The following is a 14,088-nucleotide window of genomic DNA, read 5'->3' as shown; positions in this document are numbered from 1 at the left end:
GTGAGTTCACAACCGGGACGCACGGGAGCCGACGAACTGTTGCACTACGTCATCCGGGATTTGAACTCCGGACACTCCACCAGGGGCGCGTGGGTACAGGTGGCGGCGTGGCGCAGGCTGTCGCGCATCCGGGTCAGCCGGTCGATGTCCTGTTCGAGCTCGCGCGCCTTCTCGGCCATCCGTGCGCGCAACTCGTCGTCGCCGGGCGTCGCGACGAGGAAGCGACCGATCTGGGCCAGCGTGAAACCGGCCGCGCGGGCACAGCCGATGAACGTGATCCGGTCGAGCACACCGGGATCGAACGTGCGACGCAGCCCGTTGCGCCCGCTCGACTCGATCAGCCCTTGCCGCTCGTAGAACCGCAGCGCCGACGCGGTCAGCCCGGTGCTCGCGGCGACTTCGGCGATATCCATTTTGGTCATTGACTTGAAGCGTAGTTCAAGTCAGAGGGTGGGGGCATGCCCTTGCACCCACAGGTTCAGGATCATCTCGATCGGCTCGCCGGTATCGGGTTCGCCGGTCTGCACACCGTGACACCGGAGCAGGCGCGGGCCGGTGCGCGTCGCTTGGCGTCGACACTCCCGGCGGAGCCCGTCGCCGACGTCAGCGACCGGGTGACGGCGGACGGCACCCCGGTGCGGATCTACCGCCCGGCCGGTCCGGGCCCGCTCCCGGTCGTGGTGTTCTTCCACGGCGGCGGTTACGTGCTCGGCGACCTCGACTCCCACGACGGCCTCGCCCGCGCCCTGACCACCGGGTCCGGCTGCGTCGTCGTGTCGGTCGACTATCCCCTCGCACCCGAGCACCGGTTCCCGGCCGCGATCGAGGCGGGCTTCGCCGCGACCCGGTGGGTCGCCACCAACGCCCGCGAACTCGACGTCGACCCGGCCCGGCTCGCGGTGGCCGGCGACAGCGCGGGCGGCAACCTCGCCGCGGTGGTGACGCTGAAGGCCCGGGGTGTGCTGCCCATCGCGTTCCAGCTGCTGATCTATCCGGATCTGGACTTCCGGCGCACGAACTACTCGATCACCCGGTTCGCCGGGAAGTACGGCAACGTCAGCCGGGAGGCTCAGTCGTGGTTCATGGATCATTATCTGCGCGGGGAGGAGGACAAGCTCGATCCGCTAGTGTCGCCGGTGTTGGAGGAGGATCTTCGCGGGTTGCCGCCGGCGTTCATCCTCACGGCGGAGTACGACGCGCTCCGGGACGAGGGTGAGCTGTACGGCGAGCGGTTGGCCGCGGCCGGGGTGCCGGTGCGGGTTTCGCGCTACGACGGCATGATCCATGAATTTCTCCGGCATCCGTTCGACGATTCAGCCGCGGCCCTCGCCGAGGTGTCCGCGGCGGTGCGAGCGGGGTTGTCCGGTGCCGTTGCTCGGTGAGTTGGGTGGTCGCGGTTCGTTCTGTCGGGCGGGCCTGGTCTGGCTCTCGAACGGGCCGGCCATTGCTCGCGGGCCGGCCGTCGCTCTCGGGCCGGCCGTCGCTCTCGGGCCGGCCGTAGCTCTCGGGCCGGCCGTAGCTCTGGGGCCGGGCCGGGCTAGCTCTCGAGTAGTTTCGCCGCGATCTGGCGGTGGAGGAGTTTCTTGTCGAGCTTGCCCACCGCCGTTTTCGGCAGTGCCGGAACCCATTCGAGCCGCTCGGGCCACTTGAACTTCGCCACACCGAGGGCGGCGAGGTGCTCCTGCAGATCCGGCAGCGTCAGCCGGCCCTCGGTGGGCACCAAGTAGGCGCAGGCCCGCTCACCGAGACGCTCGTCGGGCATCGCGACGATCGCCGCTTCCCGGATCCCCGGGTGCCGCAACAGCAGCACCTCCACCTCCTCGGCGCTGATCTTCTCTCCACCCCGGTTGATGACGTCCTTGATCCGTCCCTCCACCGACAGGGCACGTTCACGACCGAACGTCCGCACGGCGACTAGATCCCCGGTGCGGTAGAAACCGTCGGAGGTGAATGCGACCTTGTTGACGTCAGGTGCGTCGAAGTAACCGCGCAGCGTGTACGGCCCTCGGCAGGCGAGTTCACCCACCTCACCGTCGGGAACCTCGTCCTCGGAGGAGGGGTCGAGCACCCGGAACTCGTCGAGGGGCGAGATCGGCGTGCCGACCGTGGTGAGGCGGGCCTCGCGCGGGGCCTCGGCACTGCTGAGCGCGAAGAACCCCTCCCCCATGCCGAACAGCTGACCGGCCCACAGCCCGTGTGCTTCGAGGGCTTCGAACAGCGGCAGCGGCACCTTCGCACCGGAGAGCACGACGCGCCGCAAGCTCGGCACGAGCCGTGGGAAGACCGGGTGGCCGACCGCGCCGTAGTGGCCGTGGCCGAACAGGACGTCGGTGACCCCTTCGGCGGCCAGCATCGGCAGCGCCTGGTCGAGCGCCGGCGAGGTCAGCAGGGTGCAGCCGCCCACGCTGTGCGGTGCGTGGACCCCGCACACAATGCCCGCGTTGTGGATGACGGGGATGAGGTGACCGTTGCGGGTGGTTTCGTCCCACCCGGACGCCTCCGCGTAGGCCCGTGCGTTGTACCAGTACTCGGCGTGCAGACGCGGGATGATCTTCGGGACGCCGGTGGTGCCGCCGGAGAGCTGGAAGACCGCGACGTCGTCGGGGTGGATCTCGGCCTGGATCCGGTCGACCGCCGCTCGGGCGGCCGCGGGGTCCGAGCGGTCGATGAGGTCTTCGAGGCGGTTGGGCCCGTCCGCCGCGCCGATCGTCAGCGGCACGCCGATGCGCTGCCGCCGCGCGAACTCCACCAGGTCGAACCGGCCGCCCGCCTCGACCAGGTGCGCCACCGCGCCCGTCTTCCGGTTGACGCCGGAGATCTCGTGCTCGCGATGAGCCGGAAGCGAGCAGATCGGCACCAGACCGGCCTTGAGCAAGCCGTACCAAGCCACGACGGACATCAGCCGGTTGCCGATCTGCAGCACGACCCGGCCGCCCGGCCGCAGGCCCAGCTCGGCGAGACCGAGCGCCAGCCGATCGGCCCGCTCGTCGAGTTCGCGATACGAGAGCCGGCCGTCGGGGGCCACGACGGCCTCCCGATCGGGAACGCGGTCCGCGACGGCCCGGAACTCCGCGGCGAGCGACCGTGTGCCCCACGCGCCCGCGGCTCGATAGCGCGCGCCGACCTCGGCGGGGTATCGAACCAGCTCATCGGTGCTGCTCATGGTCCCCAACTTAGCGTTGTCGAACGCTGATGTCAAAAGATTGACGCAAACGTCGAACGGACTTACAGTGATGTCGGATCAGTCGTCCGACAAGGAGTCGCCGTGAACCTGCGATCCGTCGCCGTACTCGGCGGAGGCCCCGGCGGTCTGTACGTCGCCAGGCTCCTGAAGCTGAGCCGTCCGGGGTGTTCGGTCGAGGTCTACGAGCAGAGTCCCCCCGGCCAGACGTTCGGCTTCGGCGTCGGGCTCGCGACCCGTACGCAGCGCAACCTCGACGCCGCCGACCCGGCCAGCTTCGCCGAGATCGTCGACAACGCCTGGGCGCACGACATGGCGATGGCCGTCGGCGACCGGAAAGTGACGCTGCCGGTCGGCAACCTGATCGCGATCGGCCGGTCCACCCTGCTCGACATCCTCCGGCGGCACGCCGAGGCGGCCGGCGTGCGGATCCACTCCGGGGCCCGCGTGTCGGCCGCCGATCTCGACGCCGACCTCGTCATCGCCGCCGACGGCGTCAACAGCGCGACCCGCACGGCCGGGTTCGGTCCGGAGATCTCCACCCACCGCGGTCTGTACCTGTGGGCCGGCACCGACTTCGCGCTGCCCAGCGCCGTGTTCCGGCCGGTCACCACCGAGTTCGGCACGTTCGTCGCGCACGCCTACCCCTACCGGGCCGACCGCAGCACGTTCCTGGTCGAGACCGACGAAGACACCTGGCGCCGCGCCGGCTTCGACGTCTCCACCGAGCAGACGGCGCTCGACGCCAGCGACGAGCACTCTCTCGGCTACCTCGCGAAGGCGTTCCACGACGAGTTGCAGGGCCATCCGCTCATCGGCAACCGCACCCGCTGGCTGCGGTTCCGCACGGTCACGTGCGCCCGTTGGCACGACGGCAACGTCGTCCTCCTCGGCGACGCGGTGCACACCGCGCACTATTCGATCGGGTCCGGCACGAAGCTCGCGATGGAAGACGGCATCGCGCTGGTCCGCGCGCTCGACGAGGCCGACGACCTCCCGGTCGCGCTGCGGCAGTTCGAGCAGGAGCGCCGGCCCGCCGTCGAGCACCTGCAGGCCACCGCGCACCGCAGCATGCGCTGGTGGGAGTCCTTTCCCGACCGGCTCGACCTACCGGTCGAGGAGTTGCTGATCGCCTACATGACGCGCGCCGGGAAGGTCACGCTCGACCGGTTCGGCGCACTCGCCCCCGACGTCGTGCGAGCCGGGTTGGCGCAGTACGCCGGTTGCGACCCCGCCGACGTCCCCGACTCCGATCGAGCCCCGTGGGTACTGAGCCGCCACCCGAGGGCCCGCTCCACAGCCATACCCACCACCGCAGGCGTGCCCACCACCGCCGACGCGGCCGGCAGCGCACCGGACAACGCTCCGCTGCACGTGGGATGTGCCGATGCGTGGGGCCCGGCCGCCGAGGCGTTGTTCGCGCGCGTCCGAGGCTCCTCGGGACCGGTCGTGCTGGTCGCCGATGATGACCGGGAGGCGGTCCTCACGCTGTTCGACGTGGGAGAACGTGTCCGCCGGGAGACTGCTAGCGTCGTGGTTGCTCGGGTCAACCGGCGCTGGTCCGAGTTCGCGGCCGCGGCGCTCGTGAGCGGGCGCGTTGACCGGGTCGACTTGATCGACTGATTCGAGGCGGAGGAGGCGGGGTGGCGCTGCTCCGGGCCGAGGACCTCGTGGTCGGGCTCGAGATCGATCTCGGGAGCTACACCGTCACGGCGGACGAGATCGTGGAGTTCGCCCGGCAGTGGGATCCGCAGAGCTTCCACGTCGACCCGTCCGCCGCAGCCGAGAGCTATTTCGGCGAGGTGATCGCGAGCGGGTTGCACACGCTCGGGGTGTTGCAGCGCCTCGCGGTGCTCGGTGCCTACCAGCATTGGGACGTCATCGCCGGGCGGCGGATCCGCTCGATCGAACTGACCGCTCCGGTGACCGACGGTTCGACGTTGACCGGCTCGTTGGTGGTCGAAGAGGTCACCCCTCGCGGTCCGGAGCGAGCCCTGGTGGCTGTCCGCGGCCGGCTCGTAGGGTCCGACCGCCGCCCGGTCCTGGACGCTGTCTTCGAGATGTACCTCCGCCGCTCCGCCTAAGCGGACCCGAGAACCGGCAGACCACCCGCGCCCGAAGGCCCGGCCCTCATCGCACGGGGAGACTGCGCCGGCCCACTCGAAGCAGCCCGGCCCAATCGAAGCAGCCCAGCCCACTCGAAGCAGCCCAGCCTCTGGGCGTGAGGAAGCCGGTGGAGCACCTGCTCCGGTACTCGTGCCCGCCGCCCACGCGGTCCGACTCGGCCCCCGGGTCAGGCCGGCCGATCAGCACGTGGTCGCTTCGCGAGAGACCGCGGACCTCGCCAAGCCGAGCAAGTGCGCGCAGCGACGCTGATGCCGTGCGCCACCGAGGCCGAGCCGGCGCGGCGCGGGCACTGCGGGCAGTACGGGGTCATTGTGGGGAGGAGCGCGGTCAGGCGGGGAAGCGGGCGGCCAGCCACTGGTGGATCACCGCGGAGGCGAGTTCGTTGCCTGACGGGGCGCCAGCGGTCAGCTCGCGGCCGAAGTGGGTGCCCGGGACCGCATCGACGGTGAGGTCAGAGGCACCGAGCGCCGTCGCGAACGCCGCGATGTCGGACGGGAACGACGCCTGGTCGCCGGTGAATTCCAGCAGCAGCGTCGGCACCGTGACGCCGGGTGCGCACCGTAGGAAGTCCGCGTTCGTGGTGGTGGTGCTCCACGTCGACATCCACGCCTCGGCGGTGGACATCCGGCCGAACCCGACCAACCCGAAGTTGGTGAGATCGGGCCGACGGCCGAACAGCGAGCCGTACGGGCGGGCGTTCGGATCGATCGAGAGGTCGACATTGCGCAGGTCGGCGTCGGTGCGGTGCACCGTGACGATTCGCGGCGCCAGAGCACGGCGCCGCTCCCCCGCGTCGCCCGAGCGCTTGAACGCGCGGTTGGCGGCCCGGCCTTCAGCGACGAGGGCCGCAGCGGCGGCATCGATCCGTCGCACCCGAGCCGCCTGCGCCGCGCGGTAGCGCGCGATGAACTCCGGCTCGTACTCCGCCGACACGGGTGCCTCGCGGAAGCCGTTGGCTACCGCGAACGGATCCAGCGAGGGATCGACGGCGAGTGGGTCGTTCTCGTCCACGACCGAGGGATCGATGACCCTCTGGAGCAGGGCGCCCTGCCCGGGGTGCGGCGCGAGGAACACGGCGCCGTCGGGTAGCGGCATCGTCGCGTCGTTCAGCGCGACCGGGCGGCCGGACGGCGCGGTCGCGAGACGCTGACCCGGAGCGAGCGCCGCCTGCTGGCAGTAGAACGCCGCCAGGGTGGCACCACCGGAGTGCCCGAGGGTGACGATCTGTTCGAACCCGCGTTCACGCAGGAACACCTGGCCGGCCGCGAAGTCGAGAACAGCCTGTTCGTGCAGCAGATTCAGGTCGTTGTTCGGCGAGCGTGACCCCTGCGTCCAGACGGCGCGGCCGGACGCGAGCACGTGAGGCACGAGCGCGTGGTGTGTGACGTCCTGGCGCGGGTGCATGAGCGTCACGACGGTCCGCGCGCCCGGCGGCACCCTCAGCACTCCGGTGACGTGCGCGCCGTCGACGGTGGTGAGCTCGTGCACCGAGGTGGGGGCGTCCGCGGCGAGGACCGGATCGGCGTACCGCCCGGCACCGAGGCCCCGGGTCACCGGTCTTCCGTCCGGAGCGCGTCCTTGTCCCACTGGGCGATCCGCCAGCCCGCCAGGCCGGCGACGCAGCTGTACCAGACCGCGTGCCGCACGCCGGTGCTCCGCCGATCGATCGAGATCGGCGTATCGGACTCGAGTACGAAGTACGGCCCCACCCGGTCGATCGTGACCTGGGGCAAAGCCTCAGCGACGGCCACGACCGGGATGTTCTCCGGGACGTCGAGCACGAACAGCCGATTCGTCATGAGCGCACCGGCCCTTCCGGGGCGGCGTGCTGTTCCTGCCACTGCGCGGCCCGCTCGACGATCAGTTCGGCCTTGCGCACCAGCAGATCATCCATCCCGGCTCCCGGCCGCGCGACGACGTCGACGAGCGCGTCGATCGTCAGGTTGGCGTCGAGGTCCTCCTGGGGCGTCACCGGGCGCATCGCGCGGGTGATCTCGACCATGTAGCCGTTCGGGTCGTGGGTGTAGATCGACTCGATCGTCTCGTGCTGGATCTGCATCTCGACCGGCCACTCACTGGCATCGAGCCGTCGGCGGTACTCGAGCAGGTGCTTCTCGGAGTCGACGTGCAGTGCCAGGTGGCGGGAGCGCACGAAGAACAGCGGGGTGTCGTCGCCGAAGCGGGCGTACACATCGCCCTGGCCTCCGCTGGTGTCGGGCGCGGGGAGACCGAAGTAGTAGAAGAACGCGAGCCTGTCCCCGCCGCCGATGTCGAAGAAGAAGTGGATGAAGTCCGGGTGGGCCTCCGGCCCCCAGCCGGCCGCACAGATCGAGTGCACGACCGGGAAGCCGAGGGTGTCGCGATAGAACTTGACCGTGCCGGCCGGATCGAACGTCGGGAAAGCGGCGTGATCGACGCCGCGAACGAGGTGTTCCACGAGGACCTCTCTCAGGCCGGGACGGGGACATCGGCGCGGAGCAGCGAACCGGCGCCGGAGATCGCCACCGGCAGATCGGTGGCGCGCAGGATGCTGTAGGCACCGGCGGTGGCGGCCGACAGGACCGGCAACCCGAACTCCTTCTCCGCCGCGTCGATCAGCCCCAGCGACGGCATCTGCACGCACGCGGAGATCACCAGGGCGTCGACACCGGTGAGGTCGAGGGAGCGCGCGGCGTCCATCACCCGGTCACCGGGGATGCAGCCGACCGCGACGTTGTCCTCGACCTCGAGCGCACGCCAGTCGGCGACCTCGAAACCCTCGGCCTCCAGATACCTGACGACCTTCTCGGCCAGTGAACGCAGGTACGGCGTGACCAGCGCGATGCGGCGGGCGCCGAGCGCACGCAACCCCTCGGTGAGCGCACCGGCGCTCGACCGGACGAGCGTGTCGGCACCGCCGGTCGCCAGCTGCTCGGCGACCAGCCCTTCGACGCGCTGGTGCTCCCCCGTCCCGGCGGCCATCAATGCGACCAGGCAGGCGTAGAGCAATACGTCGGTGCCCGCGTCGCCGAGCTCGAGGACGCATCGCTCCCGCTGCGCGTTCATCGCGGCGAGACCTTCCGGGGAGACGCGGGCCATCCGCATCCGGCTCGCGTGGAACGAGAACGTCGCGGCCGGGTGACGGCTGAGTACCGCCGGCATCTCGGTCTCGACGGTGACGTTCGAGCTGGGGACGACGAGCCCTACACGCACATGCTTCATGGACACGATTTTTCAACGCGCCCGACGAAAAGTCAACGCTTGCGTCAGCACCGCCGCGTTGGACACGGCCGACGAATTGATAACGTGACCGTTCATGACCGGAAGTCAGGGCGACCCCGCGAAGCTGCCCGCGAAGCGCGCACGCCGAACCGTCCTCAAGGCCGCCGAGGCCCGCACGAACACCCGCCGGGGGCTGATCGAGCAGGAGATCTACGTCCACGCCACCCGGCTCTTCGCCGAGCGGGGCTTCGCCGGCACCAACTTCCAGGACATCGCCGACGCCGTCGGCCTCACCCGCCCGGCGCTCTACCACTACGTCAGCAGCAAGGAAGAGTTGCTGGCCAAGCTGGTCGCCGAGATCACCCAGGACGCGGCGACCGACATCGCGGCGGAGGCCGAGCGCACCGACACCGGGCCGGCCGAGAAGCTCCACTCGATCGTCGCGAGCACCGCCCGGCGGCAGGGCGAGCACGCCGACCGGTTCCGGCTGCTGGTCCGGTCCGAGGCCGATCTGCCGGTGGAGATCGCCACCACGCACGAGGCCGGACGCCGCTCGGTGCTCAAATCGATCGCGGGCGTGATCGAGGAGGGTGTGCACAGCGGGGTGTTCCGCACCGTGGATCCGCGGGTCGCCGCCCTCGGCGCCCTGGGCATGGCGAACTGGGTGGCGTGGTGGTACCGCCCCGGCGGCCGTGACGACCTGGTGAAGGTGTGCGACGAGCTCGCCGACATGGCGGTCGCCGGCCTCCGCGGCCGCGACGACGGGCGCGCACCCCAGTCGACCGCCGAAGCCCTGTCCGCGGTTCGGGAAGACCTCGACCGCCTCGAACGGCTCCTCTAGCACCGCGGCACGTCCCCACCCCCGGAGTACCACTCCGGGGGGCATACGCATGCGTCCACCACCCCACCCAGCAGCAATATTTACACCTGCGTCGACCTATTGACGGCGGCGTCAGCGGTTGCTTATGTTGTGTGAGCCCAGACACAGAACGCAAGGCGGACTGACATGGCTTACGTCATCGGTGTGGATGTCGGTGGGACCTTCACGGACGCGGTGCTCGACGACGATTCGGGCAACCTGGTCGCGGCCAAGGCTCCGTCGACGCCGCCGGACTACTCCCAGGGCGTCATGGATGTCCTCGCGGTGCTGGCCGAGAACCTCGGCGAGCCGCTCGAGCAGATGCTCGCGAAGACCCACCACATCGCCCACGGCACCACGTCGTCGCTGAACGCTCTGGTCATGGGCAACGTGCCGCCGGTCGGCTTCATCACGACGCAGGGCCACCGCGACTCGATCTTCATCATGAACGTCGAAGGTCGTTACCTCGGCTCCTCGCCCGACCAGCTCCAGAACGTGCTGGGCCAGACCAAGAGCCACACGCTGATCCCGAAGCGGCACGCGGTCGAGGTCGTCGAGCGTCTCGACCGCGACGGCACCGTCATCGTCGGGCTCGACGAGCAATCGGTGCGTGTCGCGGTGCGTGGCCTGCTCGACCAAGGCATCCGTTCGATCGCGGTGTCACTGCTCTGGTCGTTCAAGAACCCCACCCACGAGCAACGCATCCGCGAGCTGGTGCACGAGATCGACGCGGACGTCTTCGTCGCGCTCTCCAGCGAGGTCAGCCCGCGGATCCGCGAGTTCGCCCGCAGCTCGACGACGATCATGAGCGCCCAGATCGGCCCGGGCCTGCGCAGCTACCTCGGCACGCTGGAGGAGCGGCTGCGTGCCGAGGGCCTCACCGGCCCGCTGCTGGTCATGCAGAGCAACGGCGGCGCGATCGCGGCGGCCGAGGCGCCCCGCGCCGCGATCAGCACGGTCGGCTCGGTGCTGACCGGCGGTGTCGTCGGCGCGGTCTCACTGGGTCAGCAGCTCGGCCATCGCAACATCATCTCCACCGACGTCGGCGGCACCACGTTCCTGGTCGGGCTCGTGGTCGACGGCGAGCCGGTGCGCACGAGCACCACGGTGATCAACCACCACCCGATCAACGTCCCCACGCTCGAGGTGCACGCGATCGGCTCCGGCGGCGGCGCGATCGCGTGGATCGACGCCGGCGGCAACCTGCGCGTAGGCCCGCGCAGCGCCCAGTCGGTGCCGGGCCCGGCCTGCTACGGCGCCGGCGGCACCGAACCGACGAACACCGACGCCAACCTGGTTCTCGGCATCCTGCCCGAGTCCGGCTTGCTCGGAGGGCGCAAGGCACTCGACCTCCAGGCCGCTTGCGAGGCCATCCGGACGAAGATCGCCGAACCCTTGAAACTCAGCGTCGAGGACGCCGCCGCCGCGATCTACGCGATCCAGAACGCCCAGACCGGCGACCTGTTGCGCAAGACCGTCGTCGAGGCCGGGCACGACCCGCGCGAGTTCGTGCTCTACGCGTTCGGCGGGGCCGGCCCCGCGTACTGTGCCTCGTACGCTGCCGAGGTCGGCGTCCGCGAGGTCGTCGTGCCCCTCGGCCCGGTCGCATCGGCGTTCTCCGCCTACGGTCTGGCCTCCTCGGACATCGTGCTGGCCCGCGAGGTGTCCGACCCCGGTCAGATGCCGCTGCCCGCCGCCCAGGTCCAGCGTCACTTCGACGAGTTGGAAGCGACGCTGGCGGCTGACCTCGAGCGGCAGGGCCTGCGCTACAACCGCATCGAGTACGTCCGCTCGATCGATCTGCGCTACACCTCGCAGCTGGCCGAAGTGTCGGTCACGGTGCCCGAGGGCAGGCTCGACGACGGCGCGATGTCCACGGTGGCGAAAGACTTCGAGCGCCGGTACGCCGAGCTCTTCGGTGAGGGCACCGGCTTCAGCGCCGCCGGTATCCAGGCCATCACGTTCCGCGTCCGAGCCACCGGCATCCTGCCGTTCAACCCGCAGCTGCCGAAGCTCGCCGATGCCGATACGCCCGACCCGGCGGCCGCGCGGTCCGACGTCCGCAAAATCTGCCTCGATCCGCGGCAGGGATACGTCGACACGCCCGTCTACGACTACCGCGCCCTGCGGCACGGACACGTCGTCGCCGGGCCGGCCGTCATCGAGGTGCCGACGACCACGGTCGTCGTGCCGCCCGGCATGAGCGGCACCGTCGACCACCTCGGCAACCTGACGATCACCACGGAGACCCGCTCATGACCATGCCGATCCCCGGTTCCGAGCGCTTCGCGAGCCGACCCGTCGACCCCGACGCACTCGCCGCGGAACTGCCGGACAGCCTGCCCGTCCACTCCGTCACCCAGGACCAGATCGACGGCCTCGACCCGCTCACCTACGAGGTCATCCGCCACCGGCTCTGGTCGGTCACCGAGGAGATGGGCGAAGCGCTGCAGCGCATGTCCGGGTCCCCGATCGTCACCGACGCCAACGACTTCGACTTCGCGATCTGCGACGAGGTCGGTCAAGAAGTTCAGGTAGGCCTCTACAACACGATGCTGGTCGGCGCCGTCGACCTGGCGATCTACTGGACGCTGCGCAACCGGGCCACCAACCCCGGCATCCGCGAGGGTGACATGTTCCTCTGCAACGACCCCTGGGTCGGCGGCGGCCTGCACCAGAACGACGTCATCGTCTACCAGCCGGTTTTCCACGACGGCAAGCTCTTCGCCTGGACCAGCGCGATCTGCCACGAGCCCGATCTGGGCGGCGTCGGCCTCGGCTCGTTCAGCCCGGCGGCACAGGACGTGTTCTCCGAGGCGCTGCCCACGCCACCGGTGAAGGTGGTCCGTGACTTCGCGCTCCAGGACGACGTCGCCGACCTGTGGATCCGCCGGTCCCGGGTGCCGATGCTGGTCAGCCTCGACCTGCGGGCCAAGATCGGCGCCAACACCGTCGGCCGCAAGCGCCTGCACGAGGTCATCGACCAGTACGGGGCCGACACCGTCAAGGCCGTGATGAAGCGGATGATGTCCGACGCCGAGAGCCGGCTGCGCGACAAGCTGCGCTCGCTGCCCGACGGCACCTGGAAGGCCACCGGTTACCAGGACCAGTCGCACGAGGGTGACCGCGGCGTCCACAAGATCACGGTCGCGATGGTCAAACAGGACGACCGGCTGACGTTCGACTTCACCGGCACCGATCCGCAGGCCGGCGTCATCAACTGCACCTACGCGGGCATGCGAGGCGGCGTGATGCTGGCGCTGCTACCGATGCTCGCGCAGGACATCCCGTGGTCGGCGGGCGGGTTGATGCGTTGCTTCGACCTGATCTCCGAGGAAGGCACGATCAACAACGCCACGTTCCCGGCGGCGGTCGGCCGGGGTCCGATCGGGCCCGCCTGGCTGACCGGAACGCTGGTCGCCGAGTGTCTCTCGCAGCTACTCGACTGCTCCCCCGATCTGGGCAAGAGCGTCCAGGCGGCCTGCTGCGGCACCTGGGACACGGCGGTCGTCGCCGGGCTCGACCAGCGCGGTGAGGCGCCGGTGCCGTTCCTGAACATCATGATGGAGCCGATGGCCGGCGGGTACGGCGCCCGCCCCGAGCTCGACGGCATGGACACCGGTGGCCTGTTCTGCATCCCGATGGGTCGGATCCCCGACGTGGAGATGACCGAGTTCCTCTATCCGCTGCTGACCCTGTGGCGGCGGGAAGAGGCGGATTCCGGTGGTCCGGGCCGTCAGCGCGGTGGGGTGAGCGCGTCGCTCGCCGTGGCGCTCCACGGCTCGCAGGTGCCGGCCGGCGTGGTGTTCGCGTCCGCCGGGAAGGCGGTGGCCCAGAACAACGGGCTCGCCGGCGGCTATCCCGGCAACACCGGGCTCGAGGTGCTCGTGCGGGGCGCCGACGTCCACCGGGCGCTGGCCGAGGGGAGGATCCCGCAGTCCGTGGAGGACTTCGGCGGCGAGGCCGAGATCGCGCCCTGTTACGCCCAGTCGTACCTGGCCCCCGGCGAGGTGCTCTACATGAACTGGCAGGGCGGTGGCGGGTACGGCGACCCGCTGCGGCGTGACCCGGAGGCGGTCGCGGCCGATGTCCGCGAGTTCAAGGTCACGCCCGGGGCGGCCGCGGACGTCTACGGTGTCGTGCTGGCCGCCGACGGGTCGGCGGATGTGGAGGCCACCGCGGAACGGCGGCGTGAGCTCGCCGAGGCCCGAGGCTCACGATCCGGAGCGGCTCCGGCTCCGGATCCGGCTGCGACTTCGGCTCCGGATCCGGCTTCGGATCAGGCTTCGGATCCGGCTGGGACTGTCGACCTGGCCACGGCGCGGCGTATCGATGACAACCTCGTCATGTCGGGTTCGCTGGTCGGGTGTGCGCACTGTGGTCAGAAGCTCGCCGACACCACGACCGACACGCAGCTGGCTCTGCTGCGCTACGACGGTCCGGTTACCGAGGCCGGGCCGCAGATCGTCTCCGACCCGAGGGATTACATCGACGACGAGGTGGTGTTCCGGCAGTTGTCCTGTCCTGGCTGCTACACCGCCGTGTACTCGGGGGTCGTTCCCAAGGTCCACGTCGACCACAGCACCGACATCGCCCGCTTCGCCGGCGTGTGATTCCGCGCGGGCCGGCCCCTCCGAGGGTTCGGCCCGCGCCCCACTCCGGCCCAACACACGCGCCCCACTCCGGCCCAACACACGCGCCCCACTCCGGCTCAAGAAGC

At 70.3% G+C, this 14,088-nt stretch carries 12 protein-coding genes; 6 read left to right on the top strand and 6 right to left on the bottom strand.

The genetic code is table 11. The annotated features are described in order from the left end of the window. Positions 1-44 precede the first annotated feature (44 nt). Positions 45-422, bottom strand: a complete 378-nt coding sequence (locus CRYAR_RS11515; protein ID WP_035850491.1) for a MerR family transcriptional regulator — start codon at positions 420-422, stop codon at positions 45-47. A 36-nt stretch (positions 423-458) separates the two neighbouring features. On the opposite strand from CRYAR_RS11515, the gene CRYAR_RS11510 reads away from it, so the two are divergent. Beyond that, positions 459-1,382 carry an alpha/beta hydrolase gene (locus CRYAR_RS11510; RefSeq protein ID WP_035850489.1) on the top strand — a complete coding sequence of 308 codons (924 nt, stop codon included), beginning with the start codon at positions 459-461 and terminating at the stop codon, positions 1,380-1,382. Between the two features lie 155 nt (positions 1,383-1,537). On the opposite strand, the gene CRYAR_RS11505 is transcribed toward CRYAR_RS11510, so the two are convergent. Continuing rightward, positions 1,538-3,163 (bottom strand): (2,3-dihydroxybenzoyl)adenylate synthase, encoded by a 1,626-nt coding sequence (locus CRYAR_RS11505; protein ID WP_035850487.1) that lies wholly within the window; start codon positions 3,161-3,163, stop codon positions 1,538-1,540. 102 nt (positions 3,164-3,265) lie between these two features. Here CRYAR_RS11505 and CRYAR_RS11500 point away from each other — a divergent pair, with 102 nt between their 5' ends. Both CRYAR_RS11500 and CRYAR_RS11495 read left to right on the top strand, forming a co-directional pair. Then, positions 3,266-4,804, top strand: coding sequence for an FAD-dependent monooxygenase (locus CRYAR_RS11500; protein ID WP_035850486.1), 1,539 nt, complete (start codon positions 3,266-3,268; stop codon positions 4,802-4,804). 20 nt (positions 4,805-4,824) lie between these two features. Continuing rightward, the gene (locus tag CRYAR_RS11495) at positions 4,825-5,265 is read left to right on the top strand and encodes a MaoC/PaaZ C-terminal domain-containing protein (RefSeq protein WP_035850481.1); all 441 of its coding nucleotides are present in this window, start codon (positions 4,825-4,827) and stop codon (positions 5,263-5,265) included. 370 nt (positions 5,266-5,635) lie between these two features. Here the strand turns inward: CRYAR_RS11495 and CRYAR_RS11490 are convergent, their stop codons facing one another. From CRYAR_RS11490 to CRYAR_RS11475, 4 genes are read right to left on the bottom strand one after another with little or no spacing between them, the layout of a single operon-like run. Beyond that, positions 5,636-6,862 (bottom strand): alpha/beta hydrolase family protein, encoded by a 1,227-nt coding sequence (locus CRYAR_RS11490; protein ID WP_035850480.1) that lies wholly within the window; start codon positions 6,860-6,862, stop codon positions 5,636-5,638. Beyond that, positions 6,859-7,107, bottom strand: coding sequence for a hypothetical protein (locus CRYAR_RS11485; protein ID WP_035850479.1), 249 nt, complete (start codon positions 7,105-7,107; stop codon positions 6,859-6,861). The genes CRYAR_RS11490 and CRYAR_RS11485 overlap by 4 nt, the downstream gene beginning before the upstream one ends. Continuing rightward, entirely contained in the window at positions 7,104-7,745 is a 642-nt protein-coding gene (locus tag CRYAR_RS11480) for a VOC family protein (RefSeq protein ID WP_157017592.1), read from the bottom strand. The genes CRYAR_RS11485 and CRYAR_RS11480 overlap by 4 nt, the downstream gene beginning before the upstream one ends. Before the next feature lie 11 nt (positions 7,746-7,756). Further along, complete coding sequence (locus CRYAR_RS11475) at positions 7,757-8,509, bottom strand: maleate cis-trans isomerase family protein (RefSeq protein WP_035850478.1); 753 nt, start codon at positions 8,507-8,509, stop codon at positions 7,757-7,759. A gap of 94 nt (positions 8,510-8,603) precedes the next feature. On the opposite strand from CRYAR_RS11475, the gene CRYAR_RS11470 reads away from it, so the two are divergent. From CRYAR_RS11470 to CRYAR_RS11460, 3 genes are all read left to right on the top strand, one after another. After that, positions 8,604-9,350 (top strand): TetR/AcrR family transcriptional regulator, encoded by a 747-nt coding sequence (locus CRYAR_RS11470; RefSeq protein WP_035850475.1) that lies wholly within the window; start codon positions 8,604-8,606, stop codon positions 9,348-9,350. Positions 9,351-9,515: 165 nt separating this feature from the next. After that, the gene (locus tag CRYAR_RS11465) at positions 9,516-11,627 is read left to right on the top strand and encodes a hydantoinase/oxoprolinase family protein (RefSeq protein ID WP_035850474.1); all 2,112 of its coding nucleotides are present in this window, start codon (positions 9,516-9,518) and stop codon (positions 11,625-11,627) included. Continuing rightward, positions 11,624-13,981 (top strand): hydantoinase B/oxoprolinase family protein, encoded by a 2,358-nt coding sequence (locus CRYAR_RS11460; RefSeq protein WP_035850471.1) that lies wholly within the window; start codon positions 11,624-11,626, stop codon positions 13,979-13,981. Before CRYAR_RS11465 ends, CRYAR_RS11460 begins: the two co-directional genes overlap by 4 nt. The last annotated feature ends 107 nt before the right edge of the window (positions 13,982-14,088 follow it).

Source organism: Cryptosporangium arvum DSM 44712, from assembly GCF_000585375.1.
GTDB classification, from domain to species: domain Bacteria; phylum Actinomycetota; class Actinomycetes; order Mycobacteriales; family Cryptosporangiaceae; genus Cryptosporangium; species Cryptosporangium arvum.
The sequence above is the reverse complement of the archived record's forward strand: the minus strand, read 5'-3'. Positions and strand labels throughout refer to the sequence as shown.

Excerpts from the sequence above, each read along its gene's own strand:
- CRYAR_RS11515 (WP_035850491.1), bottom strand. The coding sequence starts at position 422 with ATGACCAAAATGGATATCGCCGAAGTCGCCGCGAGCACCGGGCTGACC.
- CRYAR_RS11510 (WP_035850489.1), top strand. The coding sequence starts at position 459 with ATGCCCTTGCACCCACAGGTTCAGGATCATCTCGATCGGCTCGCCGGT.
- CRYAR_RS11505 (WP_035850487.1), bottom strand. The coding sequence starts at position 3,163 with ATGAGCAGCACCGATGAGCTGGTTCGATACCCCGCCGAGGTCGGCGCG.
- CRYAR_RS11485 (WP_035850479.1), bottom strand. The coding sequence starts at position 7,107 with ATGACGAATCGGCTGTTCGTGCTCGACGTCCCGGAGAACATCCCGGTC.
- CRYAR_RS11475 (WP_035850478.1), bottom strand. The coding sequence starts at position 8,509 with ATGAAGCATGTGCGTGTAGGGCTCGTCGTCCCCAGCTCGAACGTCACC.
- CRYAR_RS11470 (WP_035850475.1), top strand. The coding sequence starts at position 8,604 with ATGACCGGAAGTCAGGGCGACCCCGCGAAGCTGCCCGCGAAGCGCGCA.
- CRYAR_RS11465 (WP_035850474.1), top strand. The coding sequence starts at position 9,516 with ATGGCTTACGTCATCGGTGTGGATGTCGGTGGGACCTTCACGGACGCG.
- CRYAR_RS11460 (WP_035850471.1), top strand. The coding sequence starts at position 11,624 with ATGACCATGCCGATCCCCGGTTCCGAGCGCTTCGCGAGCCGACCCGTC.